The organism is Bacillus sp. ChL18 (assembly GCF_026241425.1).
GTDB lineage: Bacteria > Bacillota > Bacilli > Bacillales > Bacillaceae > Bacillus > Bacillus velezensis.
Genome location: NZ_JAPHWE010000001.1, coordinates 517298 through 537737, shown reverse-complemented (window position 1 = coordinate 537737; position 20440 = coordinate 517298). Strand labels below are relative to the sequence as shown.

At 47.5% G+C, this 20440-nt stretch carries 22 protein-coding genes; 6 read left to right on the top strand and 16 right to left on the bottom strand.

Annotation, left to right across the window (positions count from 1 at the left end; genetic code table 11):
- Window positions 1-8 precede the first annotated feature (8 nt).
- From OQ477_RS02985 to ytaF, 5 genes are all read right to left on the bottom strand, one after another.
- On the bottom strand, window positions 9-1190 hold the full coding sequence (locus tag OQ477_RS02985) for an acetyl-CoA C-acetyltransferase (RefSeq protein ID WP_265971314.1): 1182 nt from the start codon (window positions 1188-1190) through the stop codon (window positions 9-11).
- A gap of 140 nt (window positions 1191-1330) precedes the next feature.
- Window positions 1331-2068, bottom strand: a complete 738-nt coding sequence (locus OQ477_RS02980) for a glycerophosphodiester phosphodiesterase (protein ID WP_032874064.1) — start codon at window positions 2066-2068, stop codon at window positions 1331-1333.
- Window positions 2069-2155: 87 nt separating this feature from the next.
- On the bottom strand, window positions 2156-2782 hold the full coding sequence (locus OQ477_RS02975; protein WP_265971311.1) for an N-acetylmuramoyl-L-alanine amidase family protein: 627 nt from the start codon (window positions 2780-2782) through the stop codon (window positions 2156-2158).
- A gap of 18 nt (window positions 2783-2800) precedes the next feature.
- Entirely contained in the window at window positions 2801-3118 is a 318-nt protein-coding gene (locus OQ477_RS02970; protein ID WP_014721488.1) for a hypothetical protein, read from the bottom strand.
- A gap of 308 nt (window positions 3119-3426) precedes the next feature.
- Window positions 3427-4050, bottom strand: a complete 624-nt coding sequence (ytaF, locus tag OQ477_RS02965; RefSeq protein ID WP_265971310.1) for a sporulation membrane protein YtaF — start codon at window positions 4048-4050, stop codon at window positions 3427-3429.
- Between the two features lie 146 nt (window positions 4051-4196).
- On the opposite strand from ytaF, the gene OQ477_RS02960 reads away from it, so the two are divergent.
- The 6 genes from OQ477_RS02960 to alr all read left to right on the top strand — a co-directional run bounded on the left by OQ477_RS02960 (window position 4197) and on the right by alr (window position 8510).
- Window positions 4197-4829, top strand: a complete 633-nt coding sequence (locus OQ477_RS02960) for a helix-turn-helix domain-containing protein (protein WP_014418348.1) — start codon at window positions 4197-4199, stop codon at window positions 4827-4829.
- A 296-nt stretch (window positions 4830-5125) separates the two neighbouring features.
- On the top strand, window positions 5126-5263 hold the full coding sequence (locus OQ477_RS02955; RefSeq protein ID WP_014470646.1) for a hypothetical protein: 138 nt from the start codon (window positions 5126-5128) through the stop codon (window positions 5261-5263).
- 93 nt (window positions 5264-5356) lie between these two features.
- The gene (locus OQ477_RS02950; RefSeq protein ID WP_265971308.1) at window positions 5357-6475 is read left to right on the top strand and encodes an NADH-dependent flavin oxidoreductase; all 1119 of its coding nucleotides are present in this window, start codon (window positions 5357-5359) and stop codon (window positions 6473-6475) included.
- A 126-nt stretch (window positions 6476-6601) separates the two neighbouring features.
- Window positions 6602-6814, top strand: a complete 213-nt coding sequence (locus tag OQ477_RS02945; protein ID WP_007408362.1) for a spore germination protein — start codon at window positions 6602-6604, stop codon at window positions 6812-6814.
- A gap of 125 nt (window positions 6815-6939) precedes the next feature.
- Window positions 6940-7152, top strand: coding sequence for a spore germination protein (locus OQ477_RS02940; protein ID WP_007612499.1), 213 nt, complete (start codon window positions 6940-6942; stop codon window positions 7150-7152).
- Window positions 7153-7328: 176 nt separating this feature from the next.
- Window positions 7329-8510: an alanine racemase gene (gene alr, locus OQ477_RS02935; protein ID WP_265971307.1), complete on the top strand. Its 1182-nt coding sequence runs from the start codon at window positions 7329-7331 to the stop codon at window positions 8508-8510.
- A 148-nt stretch (window positions 8511-8658) separates the two neighbouring features.
- Here the strand turns inward: alr and spo0A are convergent, their stop codons facing one another.
- From spo0A to nusB, 11 genes are all read right to left on the bottom strand, one after another.
- Window positions 8659-9459 carry a sporulation transcription factor Spo0A gene (spo0A, locus tag OQ477_RS02930; protein ID WP_003153177.1) on the bottom strand — a complete coding sequence of 267 codons (801 nt, stop codon included), beginning with the start codon at window positions 9457-9459 and terminating at the stop codon, window positions 8659-8661.
- A gap of 280 nt (window positions 9460-9739) precedes the next feature.
- The gene (gene spoIVB / locus OQ477_RS02925) at window positions 9740-11020 is read right to left on the bottom strand and encodes a SpoIVB peptidase (RefSeq protein ID WP_007408360.1); all 1281 of its coding nucleotides are present in this window, start codon (window positions 11018-11020) and stop codon (window positions 9740-9742) included.
- A gap of 161 nt (window positions 11021-11181) precedes the next feature.
- Window positions 11182-12912 (bottom strand): DNA repair protein RecN, encoded by a 1731-nt coding sequence (recN, locus tag OQ477_RS02920; RefSeq protein WP_007408359.1) that lies wholly within the window; start codon window positions 12910-12912, stop codon window positions 11182-11184.
- A 31-nt stretch (window positions 12913-12943) separates the two neighbouring features.
- Window positions 12944-13393 (bottom strand): transcriptional regulator AhrC/ArgR, encoded by a 450-nt coding sequence (gene ahrC, locus OQ477_RS02915; protein ID WP_003153173.1) that lies wholly within the window; start codon window positions 13391-13393, stop codon window positions 12944-12946.
- A gap of 96 nt (window positions 13394-13489) precedes the next feature.
- Entirely contained in the window at window positions 13490-14335 is an 846-nt protein-coding gene (locus tag OQ477_RS02910) for a TlyA family RNA methyltransferase (protein WP_007612503.1), read from the bottom strand.
- On the bottom strand, window positions 14332-16233 hold the full coding sequence (dxs, locus tag OQ477_RS02905; protein WP_007612504.1) for a 1-deoxy-D-xylulose-5-phosphate synthase: 1902 nt from the start codon (window positions 16231-16233) through the stop codon (window positions 14332-14334). Before dxs ends, OQ477_RS02910 begins: the two co-directional genes overlap by 4 nt.
- 143 nt (window positions 16234-16376) lie before the next feature.
- Window positions 16377-17267 carry a polyprenyl synthetase family protein gene (locus tag OQ477_RS02900; RefSeq protein ID WP_007408353.1) on the bottom strand — a complete coding sequence of 297 codons (891 nt, stop codon included), beginning with the start codon at window positions 17265-17267 and terminating at the stop codon, window positions 16377-16379.
- Window positions 17257-17511: an exodeoxyribonuclease VII small subunit gene (locus tag OQ477_RS02895; protein ID WP_007408352.1), complete on the bottom strand. Its 255-nt coding sequence runs from the start codon at window positions 17509-17511 to the stop codon at window positions 17257-17259. Before OQ477_RS02895 ends, OQ477_RS02900 begins: the two co-directional genes overlap by 11 nt.
- Complete coding sequence (gene xseA / locus OQ477_RS02890) at window positions 17508-18854, bottom strand: exodeoxyribonuclease VII large subunit (RefSeq protein ID WP_265971304.1); 1347 nt, start codon at window positions 18852-18854, stop codon at window positions 17508-17510. Before xseA ends, OQ477_RS02895 begins: the two co-directional genes overlap by 4 nt.
- A gap of 123 nt (window positions 18855-18977) precedes the next feature.
- Entirely contained in the window at window positions 18978-19829 is an 852-nt protein-coding gene (gene folD, locus OQ477_RS02885; RefSeq protein WP_007408350.1) for a bifunctional methylenetetrahydrofolate dehydrogenase/methenyltetrahydrofolate cyclohydrolase FolD, read from the bottom strand.
- 11 nt (window positions 19830-19840) lie between these two features.
- Window positions 19841-20233, bottom strand: coding sequence for a transcription antitermination factor NusB (gene nusB / locus OQ477_RS02880; RefSeq protein WP_007408349.1), 393 nt, complete (start codon window positions 20231-20233; stop codon window positions 19841-19843).
- Window positions 20234-20440: the final 207 nt, after the last annotated feature.

The following is a 20440-nucleotide window of genomic DNA, read 5'->3' as shown; positions in this document are numbered from 1 at the left end:
TCCTTTGATCAGTACACCTCAAGCAGGACGGCATCTCCTTGAGCCGCTCCGCTGCATATAGCAGCTACGCCTACCCCCCCTCCGCGACGCTTTAATTCGTATATTAAACTCATGATGATTCTTGCTCCGCTTGCGCCGATCGGGTGGCCGAACGCGATTGCCCCTCCGTTTACATTCACTTTTTCCCGGCTGAACCCGGCTATTTTTTCACTCACCAGCACGACGGACGCAAATGCTTCATTTACTTCAAACAAATCAATATCGTCAACGGACAGTCCGGTTTTTGTCAAAAGCCGGCTGATGGTCTCTCCCGGCGCGCTTGCCAGCTCGGACGCTTCCAGTCCGACGGACGCAAAGCCAAGTATCGCTGCGAGCGGCCTGACATGCTGCTTTGCGGCTTTTTCCTCTGACATCAGCACAAATGCTCCGGCCCCGTCATTTACACCGGGAGCGTTTCCGGCTGTAACCGTTCCGTCGGCTGTAAAAATTGGCTTGAGCGCTGCAAGCTGCTCAAGGCTCGTATCAGGACGCAGCCCCTCATCCGCTTCAACAGTATGCTGTTTGCCTTTTTTGCCGGTCCAGGTGACGGGAACGATTTCTTCACGCAATTTGCCCGCTTCAGCCGCCTCTGCCGCACGTTTCTGGCTCAAAAGAGCGTAATGATCCTGTTCATCCCGGGAAATGCCGTACTTTTTGGCCGCAGTGCTTCCGTGGACAGCCATATGCACCTGGTCGAACGCACAGGTCAGCCCGTCATGAACCATTAAATCCTGAAAAACCCCGTCCCCCATCCTCACACCCCAGCGACCGGCCGGAATGGCGTACGGAATGTTGCTCATGCTTTCCATTCCGCCTGCAATCAGCACGTCCGCATCTTTCGCCCGAATCATTTGATCACAGATGGTAACGGCCCTGAGCCCTGATGCACAGACCTTATTAATGGTTTCAGCCGGAACGGACCACGGAAGCCCGGCATATCTTGCAGCCTGCCGTGCCGGAATCTGCCCGGCACCCGCCTGGACGACCATTCCCATCACCGCTCCTTCCGCTTCGCTTTCACTGATAGCGGCGCGCTTGATTGCTTCTTTTATGGCAATGCCGCCAAGCTCGGCTGCCTTTACCTCTTTTAATGCGCCGCCAAATTTTCCGAACGGCGTTCTTGCCGCACTGACGATAACCGTTTTTCCCACAATTTTGCCTCACTTTCAATAAGATAAAAGATAACGCTTACACAAAACGCCCTGTTACAATATATGAACCGGCTGACCGAGTTATGAGTGCGCCGCCTTTTTCCCGCCCATAAAAAAAGAAGACTGTCTGAACAGTCTTCTCAGCTGCGGCATTCTTCTTTTATAGAAACAGCCAGCTTTGGATAATCGGTAAAAATTGCGTCTGCTCCCGCTTTCATCAGCTGCTTCATATCCTCAGGACGATTGACGGTGAACGGACGGAGCGCCGCTTGGTGTTTTGCAAGATGTTTGATCACTTCAGCGCTCACCGCCGGCGTACCGAGCTTCGGATGATAACCCGAAGCGGGAATGGCTGCAAGATACCGTTCAGGCCGGTACAGTACATCCATTGTCAGCACCGCCCGTTCAATTTCAGGTGCCAGGGCGTGGCAAACCGCGAGACTCTCATGATTAAATGAAGAAAAAATAACGCGCTTTTCCAGTCCGTAATATCTGACTTTTTTAATCACTTCTTCTTCCATTCCTTCGTAACGGAATACACTGTTTTTCAGCTCAATGTTTATCAGAAAATCAGCACGTTCCGCAAAACGCAGCACATCTGACAAAAGCGGAATTCTGACTCCTTTAAAAGAATCTTTCCATTTTCCGGCGGCATCGGCGGTTCTGATTTTGTCATACGCCGTATCTTTCACAAATCCTTTCAAAGACGTCGTGCGGTCGAGGGTTTCATCGTGAATGACCACGATCCGGCCGTCTTTTGTCATCTGTACATCAAGTTCGATTCCGTCAGCCCCGTCCTCAATCGCTTTTTTGAATGCGGGCATCGTATTTTCAGGGCAGTCGCCCGACGCCCCCCGGTGGGCAAAAATATTCGTCATATGTGTCACCTCAGGTGTTTGTCATCGGTTTTCTCTATTATAATCGTTATGCACATAAGGAGGGCGCTATTTACACATATTTTATCATTACCGGCCGCTGTAATAGGTTTCGATTCCGTTTACAACGGCGTCTGCGGCGTGCTCTTGGCCGTTATCGCTTTTCAGCTTGTCCGCATCTTGAGGATTTGTGATAAAACCTAATTCAGCAAGCACACTCGGCATCTTTGAATATGTAATGACATAAAAAGGAGCTTCTTTTACGCCTCTGTCCCTCATCCCTAAAGACGTGACAAGCTGCTGCTGGATGTCGGAAGCAAGCCTTTCGCTGTCTGCTCCTTCATATGTCGAATTAAAATACGTTTCCGTGCCCGATGCCGTTGAGACGGCTGAATTCGTATGGAGGCTGACGAATAAATCAGATTGGCTGGCGCTTGCTTTCGCCACCCGCTCGTCCAAACGTAAAAAAGTATCGTCAGTTCTTGAAGCTACAAGTTTTGCGCCTTCTGTCTCCAATTTAGCAATCACCTTGTTTGACACCGCTAAATTGATGTTTTTCTCAAGCAGTCCATTTCCCCCGGCCCCGCTGTCTTCTCCGCCATGTCCGGCATCGATATAAATGGTTTTCCCTTGCAAAGGTTCAGCTGCATAAGCAGACGGCGCAAGCAGAAGCAGAGCGGCACCGAAGGCAGCAGCGCTTTTTGTCAGTAAACCCACGTTTTTTCCTCCCCGTTTTCACATATCTGTTTCTTTTTTCAGTTCCTCAAGCCGTAATTGTCCGTTGCTCTCTTTTTTATAGGTGATTTGCACCGCCGTATGTTCAGGCAGAGACTGACATTCAAACCGCTTAGCGAACGGCACCTTCACCTCTTGCCTTTCTCCGTCAATTTCGACCGCGATCGTATCGTTTCCGGCCGCTTTTATAAATGTTCCTTCCTGTGTAAATGACGGCGCCGCATCAGCCTCCGCGGTATACTCGCAGCCTGATAACAGCCATGCGGTGAAGATCAGAAGTATGACAGACTTCACACAGATCACCTCACGTTTTCTCATTCGGCTTTATCTTTGAACAGAATGGCCGATTTGTAAAGGGAGCCTTCATTCCTCCAGCGCTTTTCCATATTTGGAATGAAGGCTATCTGACCTGCTGTTTACCTGAACTTAGAAAGAAAACAAGCTGATCAGTCTATGAAAAAGGTTCTGTCTGAAGGCCGAATATGCAGAATTTAACGGAAACGGACGACTTTCTGTTCATTTTGAAAAAATATCAGATCGGCAAAAAAAGAGAGCCGCGTCATGCGCTCTCCCGAATAGAAACATTCATATTTATTTTGAGCTTTTCATAAAATGAACGGGACAACTTAAAAGAGCAGCGTATTGGCGGCGATGATGAGAATAATCACTCCGCTCAGCACCGTGCTGAACTGTCCGACGTGAAAAGAACCGATGCGCAATGATGCGGCTTTTTTTCCAAGCGAGCAGCCGATCCATATGGTCAAAAAGCTTCCGACCGCCGCAGTAATGGAAATGGCAGCGGGAGAAAGCCCGATCAACCCCGCGCTTAATCCGTTGGTCAGCGCATTTGCGGATACGGCCACCCCGAGAACCATGGATTCCAATATCCCGATTTCTCCCGAACCGTCGGCATCCGCTGCCTCCGGATTTTGCAGCAGACCGGCAAAACGGCCTTTTTTTCCTGACGCGCCAACACGCGCTGTTTTGCTCGGCACAGCCAGCAGAATGATGCGGATACCGATGACAGATAAAATAAACGCCGCCAGCAATACAGGAAGAAAGCCCGGTAAAACGGCTGAAATCCATTTGCCGAAATAAATTCCGATATAACTGAATACAAAACAGATAAAAGCGATCATCATATTCGACGCATGCGATATTTTGATTTTTCTGATGCCGTATGACATCCCCACTCCTAAATTATCAATGCTCGAGGACACTGCCAAACCTAAAATCAATAACCAAGCCATGTTCGTTTCTCTCCATTCTTTGATGTCTTTTCAACATGTTGTGCCGTTGAATCTACACTATCCTATTCAGCAGCACAGAAAAGGTACCTTTTCTGCAAAAATTATTGATTAATGATCATCATTCCGGCGGAAACGAGGTGACACCCTTGACAGAAAATAAAAATAAAACACTGGGGCCCCTTTTAAAATCACTGCTTGATAAGCACTCGCTCTCCATGAGAAAACTCGGCGCCTTAACAAACATTGATACGGCCACCATCTCCCGGATTATAAACGGCAAACAGAAGGCCAATTTAAAGCATCTTCAGGAATTTTCAAAACATCTCCGCACCCCGCTGGAGGAATTGCTTGAGGCGTCAGGCATAGACATCGGCCATGAAAAAGAAGCTGCGCCGCAAGACCCGATGCACGCGATTCAGGATATGCTGAATATGGCCGAGATGTTTGATCAGCCTTTTTCCCGGGAGCAAATTGAGCGCGAACTGACCAGATATGAACAATATGCCAAAACCCAGCAGGGCCATCGCCTGATTTGCGATGAGTTTCAAAAGAAAATGGACAATGAAGAAAGCGTCGGCCCTTTTATTGATCATTTGAAAAACATGCATCATCAGTATATGGATGAATCAACACCGGCTGAAGACCGCGCGATTCTCGGGAGCGCGCTGCTGTATTATATTTTAGCGACCGACGTCATTCCGGATTACATGTTTCCGATCGGCTACCTGGATGACGCCATCGCCGTTCAAATCGCTTTGAACCGGCTGAAAAAAAAGTAAAGGCGCTTAAAAAAGCGCCCTTTTTGTGTTGAAAAATATGAAACACCGCATTACGGTTTTGTCAAAACAGAGACAGCTGTCATATGATACATCAACCTAACAAAAAGGAGGGTGTCTTCTATGGACAGCAACACAGTTGTGGCAGTGTGCGCTCTGTTAAGTGTTGTGATTCAGATCGGAACGATATTCGCCGCAGGAAAGTGGAAAAAAGAATAAATAAAAACAAATTGACGGTTTTTTCGCACAAGCGTATGCTTATAAATAACCTTGTGAAAGATAAGAAAGAAGATATGCATATGAAAAAAATCATTCTCCTCTTCGCCGCCGCTGTCATATTCAGCTCGATCGGCCATCAAATTTCAGGAGGATATAAAGATCCTGAAAAGGAACGGAGAAAACCGTTTCATTCGTTTAAATGGTTCAGCCGGTCATAACCTCAGGAAGAAGAACAAGCAAAATAATTGCACACAATTAAAACATAAGCTAGAATACGGACGAGTTAAACTCCTAAGGAAGAAGGCGAAATGATGAAGCAAACTTATAAACCGCTGTTTGAACCTTTTACGTTCGAAAGCGGCGTCACCATACCAAACCGTATTTCAGTCGCACCGATGACACACTATTCATCAAATGATGACGGAACGATTTCCGACCGTGAATTAAGCTACATTACTCCCCGTTCAAAAGAAATGGGCATGGTCATTACGGCATGTGCAAACGTAACGCCGGACGGCAAAGCGTTTCCAGGCCAGCCCGGCATCTATGATGATTCTCACATTCCCGGCTTGAAAAAACTCGCTCAGGCGATCCAGTCTCAAGGAGCGAAAGCCGTTGTGCAGATTCACCACGGAGGATTGGAATGCCCTCCTGAACTCGTGCCAAACAACGACGTCGTCAGTCCGAGCGGCTCAGAAGAAGACAGGAGACAAACGTCCCGGGCTCTCACCGAACAAGAAATTGAGCACATCGTGAAAGCATTCGGCGAAGCGACACGCAGAGCGATTGAAGCCGGCTTTGACGGTGTTGAAATTCACGGGGCAAACGGGTACCTGATTCACCAATTTTATTCACCGAAAACAAACCGGCGCACAGACCGCTGGGGCGGAAGCGATGAAAAGCGCCTTGCGTTCCCGCTTGCAGTCGTTGACGCTGTCAAACGGGCAATTGATACACACGCTGAAAATCCATTCGTTCTCGGCTACCGCCTGTCACCGGAAGAGCCGGAAACACCGGGGCTTACAATGAAAGAAACATTCATGCTCGCCGACGCGCTTGCAGAAGAGAACTTGGATTATCTGCATATTTCACTGATGGATGTCAATTCCAAAGCCCGCCGCGGAGCGGATACTTCACGGACCCGGATGGATTTATTAAACGAACGCGTCGGCCATAAAGTGCCGCTGATGGCCGTCGGTTCCATCTATACCGCGGACGAAGCGCTTGCTGTATTAGAAAGCGGAATTCCGCTGGTGGCTCTGGGACGTGTCATTTTGATTAACCCCGAATGGGCGGTGCTGGTCAAAGAAGGCCGCGAACAGGAAATCGAAAAAGCCATTCAAGCATCTGAAATTGAGAAATACCGACTTCCTGAACCGTTATGGGAAATGATTCAGAATACAGGCGGCTGGGTGCCGTTTGAAAAGTAGACTAAAAAAACTGCCGGATGTCCGGCAGTTTTTTTGATTCACAAGTTTTTACCGCTTTGTTTACTCCTATTTCTAACACACAGCGTACATATAGTAAATAGATTAATAGAAAGGAGACCGTATATGATGGCTGGTTTTCCTATTACGATTAACAGTCTTTCCGGAAACGGGGTTGTCAATGTCGGCGGTGCGTTTTCGATAAGTCCTTTAACCGTATCAAAAACCGTCTACGGCTCAGGTGGGGGAAATACAGGGATGGTCCTGCAAATGAATCAATCCAGTACCTCTCAATCTTCAAGCTCTCAATACTCTGATCAAAATGTAACGAAAACATTATGACATCCGTATTTCCCTCCCTTTCCGGCTGGCAGTAGCCGGATTCTTTTTGCCGTTTTGTTTAATCTTATTCCATATTACAGCGTACATATAGTTAGTAGACTGTGAGAGAAAGGAGAAAAAATAGAATGAGCGGTTGCCCGATTACGATAAACAACGTATCAGGAAACGGAGTTGTCAATGTTGGCGGCGCCATATCCATCAGTCCGCTGACTGCATCAAAAACCGTTTTCGGTGCCGGAGGGGGAAATATCGGCATTGTCATTCAAAACAATGCTGTGAGCCACGCCAAAATGTTTGAACATCAATTTTCAGATCAGAATATTGTAAAGTCAATTTAAGGGCTGCCATGCAGCCCTTTCAGCATAAATAAAGCAGGCGCACTGATTTCCTGAAACCTTGATCTTTAAACATCAGCGATCACCTTCCCTTGTTTTGAATGATTTCAGTTCAAGGTGAATAGAATGCAGATTGAAAGCATGAGTACTGAAACTCATTAAGGAAAGAAGGAATCGTGATGAAAAAACTTTGCCGGGAAGTTTGGATTGAAGTTGACCTTGATGCGATAAAAAAGAACGTACGGGCGATCCGCCGCCATATTCCGAATACGTCTAAAATTATGGCCGTCGTAAAAGCGAACGCTTATGGCCACGGCTCTGTGGAAGTAGCGCGGCAGGCACTGGAAAGCGGGGCGAGCGAGCTCGCTGTCGCAAGTGTCGAAGAGGGAATTGTGTTACGGAGAGCGGGAATTACGGCACCTATTCTTGTGCTCGGCTTCACAGCTCTCAGCTGTGTGAAAAAATCTGCCGTTTGGAACATAACATTATCAGCGTTTCAGGTCAGCTGGATCAAAAAAGCGAATCGGATATTAGAAAAAGAAGCAGATTCGAAACGGCTGTCCATTCATATCAATGTGGATACCGGAATGGGCCGGCTGGGTGTGCGTACGGAAGAAGATCTTTTAGCAGTGGTGAAAGCGCTCAAGTCGAGTACATATCTGTCATGGGATGGCATCTTTACACATTTTTCAACAGCGGATGAACCGGACACTGAGCTGACGATGCTGCAGCACGAAAAGTTTATCAGCTTTCTCCGCTTTTTAAAAAATCAAGACATTACGCTGCCTACCGTGCATATGTGCAATACAGCCGCCGCTATCGCATTCCCGGAATTCAGCGCCGACATGATCCGTTTAGGCATTGGGTTATATGGTTTATATCCGTCCGCCTCGATAAAGGAACTGAACCTCGTGGATCTCACACCCGCACTAAGTTTAAAGGCGCGTATCGCTTATGTGAAAGCTATGGTGACAGATCCCCGGACCGTCAGTTATGGTGCCACATATATCGCCGAACCGGGTGAAATCATCGCGACGATTCCGATCGGCTATGCTGACGGTTACTCCCGCGCCCTGTCCAACCGCGGGTTTATTCTGCACCGCGGCAGACGGATGCCGGTGGCGGGGAGAGTGACAATGGATATGATCATGGTCAGTTTAGGTGAGAATGAGGGCAAACAAGGAGAAGAAGTCGTCATCTACGGTAAACAACAAGGAGCCGAGATTTCCGTTGATGAAATTGCGGAAATGCTCGGTACGATCAGCTACGAAGTCTTATCTGTGTTAAGCCGCCGCGTCCCCCGCTTTTATTTCAGAGACGGCAAAATCATTAAAATATCAGCTCCGGTATTATACGTGTAGACGGCATAGATCCCGCATTTATGTATAGAACAAGTACCGGCGTGAGTGATTTCCATTGTTTTCGTCAGCAAAATTTCAAAACGCCTTCTCTTCCGCGTTCATGCACGGAATAGAAGGCGCGAAAAAGACATCTAGCCAAAAGCTTGCGTTACGAAGCTTTATGCTCCAATCTCAGCTTGTCAGCAACCATCGCGATGAATTCCGAATTGGTTGGTTTTGCTTTTGTCATGCTTACCGTATATCCGAACAGTGAAGAAATGGAATCAATATTTCCCCTGCTCCATGCGACTTCAATGGCGTGGCGGATGGCCCGTTCTACACGGCTTGCGGTCGTGTTGAATTTTTTGGCGATGTCGGGATAAAGGACTTTTGTGATGCTGCCGAGGAGTTCAATATCGTTATACACCATGGAAATGGCTTCACGCAAATAAAGATAGCCTTTGATATGGGCAGGCACACCGATCTCATGGATAATGCTTGTAATGCTGGCATCGAGATTTTTCCGCTTTGGCTCCGGCTGGCTGCGGATAATGCTGCTTTGCGCGGACGGCGCACGGTGTGTGACACTGCTGACATTTCCGCTTACCTGGCGGATATGGCCGACAAGGTTTTCCATATCAAATGGCTTCAGGATGAAATAGGACGCGCCTAAATCGACGGCTTTTTTCGTAACGTCTTCCTGACCGAATGCCGTCAGCATGATGACGTTCGGCTGCTTCTCGAGCTCTGATTCCCGCAGACGCTCCAAAACCGCAAGTCCGTCCAGATGCGGCATGATAATGTCTAAAACGAGCACATCGGGATTCTTATCTTTAAACAAAGAAAGACATTCCTGTCCGTTATAAGCAACGCCGATCACTTCCATATCATCCTGTCCCTCTATATATTCACTCAACAGGCTTACAAGCTCTCGATTATCATCAGCAACACAAACTTTAATTTTCTCCACGTTTCTTCCTCCCCCAATGTATTAACAGGACGCAACCCATTTGACTGCTATATGTTACATTCGACAAAACCACTACTTCCCCTTTTAAAAAATCCATATTTACCAATAATAGTGGTATATCTTTGTTTTTCTAGCATTTTCTAGGTTTTTCGACTAAAAATTAAGTTTGACAAATCAGGAAACGTGAATTTGTCGAAAAATCTTCATGTCTTATTTTACATGAATCCCGGAAAGAAGTGAAGAACGCATCACATAAAAAAACTGCCGGATCATCCGGCAGTCAGCTTGCTTTGTCTTTTCCGTAAACATCAACACCCGCTTCAGACAGCATCCATTCGATATGAACGCCGTAGCCGCTTGTCGGATCATTGACAAATACGTGGGTTACGGCTCCGACGACCTTTCCGTTCTGGATGATCGGGCTTCCGCTCATCCCCTGAACGATTCCGCCGGTTCTTTTCAGCAGTTTCGGATCTGTCACTTTCAACACCATTCCCTTTGTCGCCGGGAATTTTTGCGGCGTGGTGCTGACGATTTCAATATCAAATTTCTCTACTTTATCGTTTTCGATAACCGTCAGCATTTGCGCAGGCCCTTTTTTTACTTCATTTGACAAAGCAATCGGAAGCGCTTTGTCGGAAATGTTGTTTTTAATCGGCTGATGCAGTGTCCCGAAAATGCCGAACGGGCTGTTGCGGTTAATATCGCCGATCGTTTTCCGTTCTGACGAAAACCTTGCCAGTTTTTCGCCTGGATTGCCGCCTTTTCCTTTTTCAATCGATGTTACAGTTGAACGGACGATTTCTCCGTCTTCTACAACAATCGGTTTTTTTGTATCCATATCAGAGATGACGTGGCCCAATGCGCCGTATTTTTTTGTTTTCGGTTCAAAAAAAGTCATGGTGCCGATGCCGGCTGCCGAATCGCGGATATAAAGGCCGATTCGATATTTCCCCTCGGCTTCGTCCTTTGTCGGAATCAGCTTTGTTTTGATTTTTTGCTTATCGCGTTTCACCAATAAATCCAAAGATTCACCAGTTTTGCCCGCTTTTTGAATAAACGGGGCGATGTCGCTCATTTTTTCAATTTTATGTCCGTTCATTTTAATAATGATGTCGCCAGATTCAATTCCCGCTTGTTCTCCCGGAGACTTTTTCCCATCCTTTGTCATCACCTGGTGAAAACCGACGACCAAAACACCGACTGAATGGAGTTTTACACCGATGGACTGTCCGCCCGGAATGACCTTCAATTCTGGAAGGACACGCACTTTTGTTTTTTTAATGGGAAACCCGGCAAGATCATATACTACTTCTGACCGGCCTTGTGTTTGCCCTGTTATGTTTGCATGGCCGTGCTCTTCTTTCAGCGTAAAGGCTTCTGATAATTCGCCCTTTTCAGCGCTTATTGATGCATTGACCGGAACGGCCTGTGTCTGGTTTTCAAAGACGCTCATTTCTGACGGTATCAGTAAATATTCTTTAAATGGCTTAAAAAAGCCTACACTTAGTAAAGAAACAAGGAGAATTACACCTATTGCTTTCCTCATGTTATCGTGCATTCATTCCTTCACTCTCCTCGCTCCTATCCCACACCACTTTCTTTTTCTGCTACATCTATACTTTTGCCTTCCTGCGCTTGATTTATAACCGGCATACGAAGAAAAACATTGGATACACTGTTAGAGAAATGGAACAAAAAAATAAGCTGCCTGTCAGCAGCTTATCCTGTCGTTTTTACCTGTCCAGCCTGTTTTAGAAGCTCTTGTGCATGCCGTTTTGTCAGATCGGTCACTTCAACGCCCGCAATCATGCGGCCGATTTCCGCTACCTTGTCCTGTTTGGAAAGCGGCGTGACATGCGTTGTCGTCCGGCCGTCTTTGAATTCTTTTGCGATCAGAAGGTGCGTATCCGCCATGGCGGCAACCTGCGGCAGGTGTGTAATGCAGAGCACCTGTGAACCGGTCGATACTTTATGGATTTTTTCCGCGATGGCTTGGGCAACCCGCCCGCTTACACCGGTGTCCACTTCGTCAAAGATGATGGAGGTGACATCCTGCTGGGAAGAAAAAATACTCTTCATCGCCAGCATCACCCGTGAAAGCTCGCCTCCGGAAGCGACCTTTGACAGCGGTTTTAAAGGCTCACCGGTGTTTGTTGAAATTAAAAACTTCACAAGGTCAATCCCCTTTTGGGTAAGCTGCACGGGCTGCCCGTTGACAACCGGTGCTTCACTGGCTGACGGATCGGTTTTCACGAGAAATTCCGTATCAAACGTTGATTTGCCCATATACAGACTTTTTAATTCCTGATGAATCGCTTCCGCCAGTTTCTTAGCCCAAGCTTTTCTGATTTTTGATAAATTGGCGGCTTCTACGGCCACATCTTTGCCGACCGACTCCAATTCCTTCTTCAGCGCTTCAAGGTGGCTGTCGCGGTTCTCGATCTGATCGATTTCCTCTTCTATTTTGGAGCCGTATTCCAAAATGTCTTCTACCGTCGCTCCGTATTTGCGCTTCAGCTGTTTGATCTCATTTAAACGGGTTTCAATAAAATTCAGCCGTTCCGGGTCATATTCCAGATCATCTAACAGATTGCGCATCTGAAAGGTTGCATCCTCCAGCAGATAATAGGAACTTGACACACTTTCAGACAGCTTTTGCAGCGGTTCATTGATATCCGAAATATCTTCAAGCTGGGCAGAGGCCATTCCGACCCAGTCAAGCCCCCCCTGCTCGCTGCGGAGCGCATTATAGGCGTTTTGCAATGATTCATAAATTTTTTCAAAGTTGGATATCTGCTTCCGCTCTTCCTGAAGAAGTTCGTCTTCATTCAATTCAAGCTTCGCCGACTCGATTTCTTCAAGCTGAAATTGAATCAGGTCTAACCGATGCGCCATTTCCTGCTCGCTTTCTGACAGCTTCTTCACTTTTTTGAGCAGCTTCATATAACGCTCATAGCCTTCATGGTAAGCCTGAAGCGCGGATTCGGCCTCAGCGCCCGCAAACCTGTCCAAAAGCTCCAAGTGTTTGTCATCTTCCATTAACAGCTGGTTATCATGCTGTCCGTGAATATCTAATAAAAGTCTGCCGATTTCCCTTAAAGCCGCAATCGTCACTAATTTTCCGTTGACACGGCAGACGCTTTTTCCTCCGGCATTGATGTCCCTTCTCATGACAATCATGTCGTCAGATGCGTCTATTCCCTGCTCACGGCATACTTCAAAAACGGGATGACCGCTGTCCAAAAGAAACAGTCCTTCAAGCTCGGCCTTTGTTTCACCGTAACGGACAAATTCAGACGAGCCGCGGCCGCCGACTAATAGGGAAACGGCGTCTATAATAATTGACTTGCCGGCCCCTGTTTCTCCCGTCAGGACGGTGAGCCCCCGTTCAAACGAAATCGTCAGTTCCTCTATAATGGCAAAGTTTTTTATTGATAGTTCAGCTAACAAACAGCATTCCACCTTTTATCTGATAATTACGCTACAGCAGCTCCAAAAGACGGCTTTGTACGCCTTCCGTATCTTCAGGCGTCCTGCAGATGATTAAGATCGTGTCATCCCCGCAGATCGTGCCCATGATTTCTTCCCATTCGAGATTATCCATCAGAGCGCCGATTGCCTGAGCATTCCCCGGCATCGTTTTTAATACGATCATATGGCTTGCTGAGTCAATTTTTACGAACGCATCCATTAATGAACGCTTCAGTTTTGACAGCGGATTGAACCGCTGATCCGCCGGCAGGCTGTATTTGTAGGAGCCGTTGTTCGTCGGCACCTTTACGAGATGCAGCTCTTTAATGTCTCTGGAGACAGTCGCCTGGGTTACCTTATATCCTTCTTCTCTCAGCATGTCAACTAAGTCATCCTGCGTTTCAATCTCATGGCTTGTAATAAGCTCTCTGATTTTTATATGCCTTTGGCCTTTTGTCATGTAAGCACCTCTGTTTTCAAGCTGTTCTTGTCATTATGTTAACCGCTTCTTGATAAAAAGTACATGATGGCAGAAAAAAGGAATAATAGCCCCCTATTATTCCGGTACATCTGTCTTTTTGGCTTTTAATGTTTCATGTGCTTCGCGGACGGTACGGAGAATGTCTTCTTCCGGCAGTTCAGCGCCGTTTCCGTCTTCTCCGCCCCATTCCAAATGAAGCAGAAACTCAATATTGCCGTCTCCCCCTGTAATCGGTGAGAAGGACAGTCCTTTTACTGTATATCCTTCAGAAGCGGCAAATTGATTCATGCGGCGGAGAACGTCAGTATGAACGCCGGGATCTCTGACAATGCCTTTTTTTCCGACGGATTCCCGTCCGGCTTCAAATTGCGGCTTTACCAGTGCGATACAATCGCTCCCCGGTACAAGCAGCGTTTTTAAAACCGGCAGAATGAGGCGGAGTGAGATGAAAGAAACATCGATTGTCGCAAATTCCGGCAAACCCTCTGTGAAATCGGAAGGCTCGGAATAGCGGAAATTCGTCCGTTCCATGACGACGACCCTCTCGTCCTGTCTGAGCTTCCAAGCAAGCTGATTATAGCCGACATCCACTGCGTAGGACCGCTCGGCTCCGTTTTGGAGGGCGCAATCCGTGAATCCCCCTGTAGACGAGCCGATGTCAATCATCGTTTTGCCTTTTACCGAGACAGGAAACACTTCCAAGGCTTTTTCAAGCTTTAATCCGCCTCTGCTGACGTATTTAAGAGGGTTTCCTTTTACCGTTAACGGAAGATCCCGGGCGATTTTTTCACCCGGTTTGTCCAATCGGTTTTCATTTGAGTATACGATGCCCGCCATAATGGCGCGTTTCGCTTTTTCCCGCGTTTCCGCAAGGCCTTTTTCTACAAGAAGTACATCTAATCGTTCTTTTTTTGCTGTCATGATCCAATTCCTTTATGTGTCTTCGGCGGCATCAGCAGTTTTATTCGGTTCATAACCTCAGCCTTCGTGAGACCGATTTCTTCAAGCAGGGCGGTTACGCTGCCGTGTTCAATAAACCGGTCTGGGATGCCCATTCTGTCAATCGGTGTATGATACATGCCGAGGTCATGAGCGAATTCGAGAATCGTGCTGCCGAATCCGCCTTCAAGCACGGCTTCTTCTATCGTTAAAATCGGCAGACCTTCATTAAGAATGGCCTTCATCATTTGTTGATCAATCGGTTTTATGAACCGCGCATTCACGACACGCACGGACAGGCCTTCTTTTTGCAGTTCTTCAGCCGCTTCCAGCGCCATTTCAATGGTCGTACCGAATGTTAAAATGACCGCGTCTTTTCCGGGACGGAGCACTTCCCATGTTCCGATCGGAATGGTTTTCAGCTCTTTATCCATCTTTACGCCGAGTCCGTTTCCGCGCGGGAAGCGCATCGCAATCGGACCTTCCTCGTAGGAAAGGGCTGTATTGACCATATGGCGGCCTTCATTTTCATCCTTCGGCATCATTAAAACGAGGTTCGGTATATGCCGCAAAAAGGCGATGTCAAAAACGCCTTGATGCGTCTCCCCGTCAGCGCCGACCAAACCGGCGCGGTCAATGCCGATAAATACATTCGCGTTTTGACGGCAGATGTCATGGACGACCTGATCGTACGCCCGCTGCAAAAAGGTCGAATAAATCGCAAGAAACGGCTTCATGCCTTGGAGCGCCATTCCAGCCGCCATCGTCGCCGCATGCTGTTCTGCGATTCCGACGTCAAACATGCGTTCAGGGAATTCTTTCGCAAACCCTTCCAGTTTGGAGCCGACCGGCATGGCCGGTGTAATGGCGACAATTCTGTCATCCTCACGCGCCAGCTCCTGCACGGTGCCGCTGACAAGTCCGCTCCATGAAGGCGCCGCGGCTTTCGGCTTGACGAAATCACCCGTATTGATTTTATACGGCCCCGTTCCGTGCCATGTGCCGATTGTGTCAGTCTCAGCCGGTTTATAGCCTTTGCCCTTTTTCGTAATGACGTGTAAAAGGACAGGGCCTTTCGTTTTTTTGGCGTATTGCAGGTTTTCAAACAGTTCGTGGTAGGAATGACCGTCAACCGGGCCTAAATACGTAAAGCCCAGCTCTTCAAAAAACATGCCTGACACAAGCATATATTTTAAGCTGTCTTTTATCCGTTCAGCTGTGGCGGCCAATTTTCCGCCGACGGCCGGGATGCGCTTAAATAAATATTCAAGCTCGTCTTTTACCCATTGATATTTGCCGGCCGTGCGAAGCCGTCCCAGCATAGAATGAATCGCCCCGACATTTGGCGCAATGCTCATCTCATTATCATTCAGGATGACGATCATGTCTTTTTTCTCATCACCGATATGGTTCAGCGCTTCAAGCGCCATTCCTCCGGTTAAAGCGCCGTCTCCGATAATCGGGATGATATATTCTTTCGATCCTTTAATATCACGGGCGGCAGCCATTCCCATCGCGCCTGAGAGCGAGGTTGAGCTGTGGCCTGTTTCCCATACGTCATGTTCGCTTTCGCTGCGTTTCGGGAAACCGCAAAGCCCTTTATATTGGCGCAAGGTCTCAAACTCCTTGCCGCGTCCGGTTAACAGTTTATGAACATAGGACTGATGTCCGACATCCCATAAAAATTTATCTTTCGGACTGTCAAATTCTTTGTGAAGCGCAATTGTCAGCTCGACAACCCCGAGGTTCGGCCCGATATGGCCGCCAGAGGCAGACAACGATGTGATGAGGAAATTGCGGATCTCCTCACTCAGCTCTTCCAGCTGTTCAATTGACATCTTTTTAAGAAATGACGGGTCCTGTATTGATAAAAGATCCAAAGCGGATCAACTCACTTTCAGCATGAATTTCTGCAAATTAAACAGTGTCTTTTTGAAAAGAGAAAAAGACTCCCTTTGTATTTTCATCGAAACTGCTTACATTTTACCATAGGAGCGGCAGCCCCTTCAAATCAGGACCGTTTTTAATGATCTCTCGCCGCGATTAAATCACAGAGGTCATGCAGCAATTCTTTCTGAAGAGAAAGGCCGCTGATGATCTGTTTCGCCTCACTGATATGATACGCAAGCTTTTCTTTCGCGCCTTCAAGCGTTAAAAGCGACGGATACGTTGATTTTTCGTTCGACGTGTCTGAGCCGACCGGTTTGCCGATCCTCTCCTCATGCCCTTCAATATCAAGGATGTCGTCTCTGATTTGAAATCCGATGCCGATATGGCTGCTGAACAAACGGAGCTTTTCGACTTCATCCTCCGGCGCATCTGCCAAAATGGCGCCCGCCGTCACGGAAAAACCGAGGAGCTTGGCCGTTTTCCGCTCGTGGATGGATTCCAACTCCTCAAGCGTTATCCGCTTTTGTTCCGCTTCCATGTCGGCAGCCTGTCCGCCGACCATTCCTTCCGTTCCCGCCGCGCTGATCAGCTCATCGACGAGACGGAGCCGTTTTTCTGCTGAAACCGCCTCAGACACATGAGATGTGATCAATTTAAAGCTTTCTGTCAGAAGCCCGTCTCCGGCCAATACGGCTGCCGCTTCTCCGAAGACTTTATGGTTTGTGGGCTTTCCCCGGCGCAGATCATCATCGTCCATGCAAGGCAGATCATCATGTATTAAAGAATACGTATGAATCATTTCGACAGCGCATCCGACCGGAATCCCGTCTTTTTCATCTTTTCCGTAAGCATTCAGAACGGCTAAGACGACGAGGGGGCGCAGCCTCTTTCCGCCCGCTTCCAAAGAATACAGCATAGATTTTTTGAGGGTTTCAGGCATCGCAAGCCGTTCTGTATACAAAGAAAGCTGTTGTTCAATCAGTTGTTTGCGCGATGCTAAAAATGCGTCCAGTTTATTTGTCACCTTCGTCTTCCTCCTGAACGCTGAAAGGTGCAAGTTCTCCGTTATCTTTTAAAATAAAGTCCATTTGCTTTTCGACATGCTGAAGCTTTTCATGGCACATTTTTGAAAGGGCCATCCCTTCCTGAAAATAATTAATCGCCTGCTCCAGCGGCACGTCTCCTTCTTCAAGCTTTGCCACAATGCCTTCAAGGCCTTTCATCGCCTCTTCAAATGTCAGCTCTTCACTTTTTTTGGTTTCTGTCATTTTCGTTCGCCTCTCTTTTGCAATACTTCACACGTCAGAACGCCGTCTGTCATCTTTACTTCTAGCGTATCATTTTGTTCCACTTGATCAACGCTTTTGATCAGCTCTTTGTCTTTATAGGCCAGACTGTATCCTCTCTCCATCACCTGAAGGGGACTTAATGCATTCAGTTTACCAAGAACCGTCTGAAACTGCGAATGAAGCTGCTTCAGCTGGACATTCATGCTTCGGGCGAGCTGATTTGAGCGCTCCTCGTACCGTTTTTTCGCCTGTTTCAGCTGGGTTTCAGGGTGGAGCGCCGTTAATCTGTACGTATTCCGCTCCAGCTGCCTTTGTTTCATGTCCGTAAGCCCTGTGAGCTGTGATTGGAACTGCTGATACAAAAGGTCAAACTGCTGTTCCTTTTGGGTGTACAATCGTTTCGGAAAACGGAACGCGTAGGATGACTGGAGCGATTGAACCCGTTCTTTTTTCTTGCTGATATGCTGCTGTATCGCTCTTGTCAGGCGGACTTCCGCCGTTTTTGTCCGTTCCATTAAGTCCGTCGTGTGGGGGACGGCGATTTCTGCCGCTCCTGTCGGCGTTGCCGCCCGGATATCCGCGACGAAATCACTGATTGTAAAATCTGTTTCATGTCCGACGGCTGATATAATCGGAATGGCGGAAGCAAAAATCGCCCGGGCCACGATTTCTTCGTTAAATGCCCACAATTCTTCGATCGAGCCCCCTCCCCTTCCGACGATCAGGACGTCACACATTTTTTGTGCATTGGCTTCTTCAATGCGCTTCACAATCGATCTGCTGGCATTTTCACCTTGAACGAGCGCGGGAAGCACAATGACTTTCACAAGGGGGTATCTTCTTTTGAGTGTGGTAATGACGTCTCTGACGGCTGCTCCCGTCGGTGACGTGACGACCCCGATCGTGGCCGGAAAAGCGGGGATGGCCTGCTTATGCCGGTCATCGAACAACCCTTCGCCGGCAAGTTTTTTCTTTAATTCTTCATATGCTAAGTAGAGCGCCCCCACACCGTCCGGCTGCATTTCTTTCGCGTACAGCTGATAGCTTCCGCTCGGTTCATAGACGGAGATGCCGCCTCTTACGATGACCTTCATTCCGTCCTCGGGCTTAAACGCAAGCCTCGAACTTTGCCTCTGAAACATGACGGCCTGCATGCGGGCATGCTCATCTTTTAATGTAAAATAAATGTGGCCTCTCGTATGAATTTTAACATTGGAGAGCTCACCCTTAATCCAAATGTCTTCAAGATGAGGGTCCACATCGAATTTTCGTTTAATGTATTTGGTCAGCGCGGAAACCGTGACATATGCCGCTTCACTCACATCCTGCACTCCTTTCATAAAGGCTTTTTGCCCTAAACTAAGAAAACCCGCTCTGGCTGAAAGGAGCCTTAAGAAGCGGGTATCGTGCTCATTGTCACACTTTTTGTGACTGTCTCCGGTTATCTATGATAACGTACGTCTGGCAGATTTAACAGTATTATGCGCAAGCATTGTGATGGTCATCGGACCTACTCCGCCCGGCACCGGCGTAATGAAAGATGCTTTTTCTTTCGCTTCATCAAACTGAACGTCTCCGCAGAGTTTTCCGCTTTCGAGACGGTTGACACCGACATCAATGACAATGGCGCCCTCTTTGATTTGATCGGCTTTGATGAAGTTCGCTTTACCGACCGCTACCACAAGAATATCTGCTTTTTTCGTATGCTCAGACATATTTTTCGTGCGGGAATGGCAATATGTGACGGTCGCGTTTTCGTTCAGCAGCAGCTGGCCGACCGGTTTACCGACAATATTGCTTCGTCCGACTACAACAACTTCTTTGCCGGAAAGATCTACGTTCGTCTTTTTTAATAACTCGACAATTCCGTGCGGCGTGCATGGAAGAAATGTATCTTCGCCAAGCAGCATTTTCCCGACGTTGAGAGGGTGGAAACCGTCAACATCCTTATCAGGGGAGATCCGCTCGATTACGGCTTTTTCAGAAATATGATCCGGGAGCGGCAGCTGGACGAGAATGCCGTGGAATTCCGGATTTTGATTATACTGATCAATCACTGTTAAAAGCTCCGCCTCGGTTAAGCTTGAGTCAAAGCGGTCAAGCTTAAATTTCATTCCCATTGTTTCAGCGGCTTTTTTCTTGCCTGTCACATATGAAACAGAAGCGGGATCGTCTCCGATTAAAATGACCGCCAAGCCAGGCACTACGCCTTGTGCTTTCAGCTCTTCTACTTCTTTTGCCAATTGTTCGCGTTTTTCTTTAGCCGTTTCTTTTCCGTCGATGATTGTTGCAGTCATTTTCTTTCCTCCTATGATTCGATATCAGTTTTAATGTTAGAAAGAACCCCGTTTACGAATTTTGCAGCTTTATCATCCCCGAACCGTTTTGCCAGCTCGATCGCTTCGTTTAATGACACGTTAGCAGGAATGTCGTCAGAATAAACCATTTCATACACCGCCAGACGCAGGATCGCGCGGTCTACGTTTGCAATCCGGTCAAGCTTCCAATTGACGAGATGGCCGGAAATCATTTCATCAAGCTGAACCTGATGTTCGATCACTCCGTACACCAGCTGTTCAAAGAAAGCATCTGTTTTTTCACCATCAAGCGCGTGCTCAATGGCATCGTTCGGTGCAATATCGCTGACATCAATCTGAAAAAGTGCCTGCAAAGCTTTTTCTCTAGCTGTTCTTCTTTTCATTTTCTTTCTCCTTCAGATCCGCTTTATCCGCTTGTCGTTAAGCTTAAAGAGATCATAACATATTTTTTTCTCAATCGCATGTCGAAATTTAGGTTTTTTCACCCTAATACCGAATATTTTCACAAACCGTATTAATTTCATTCGGATTTCACAGCATGAAGAAACTCGGCTGCCGTTTGTAAGCCGGCTTTCTTCATGCCTGAAATG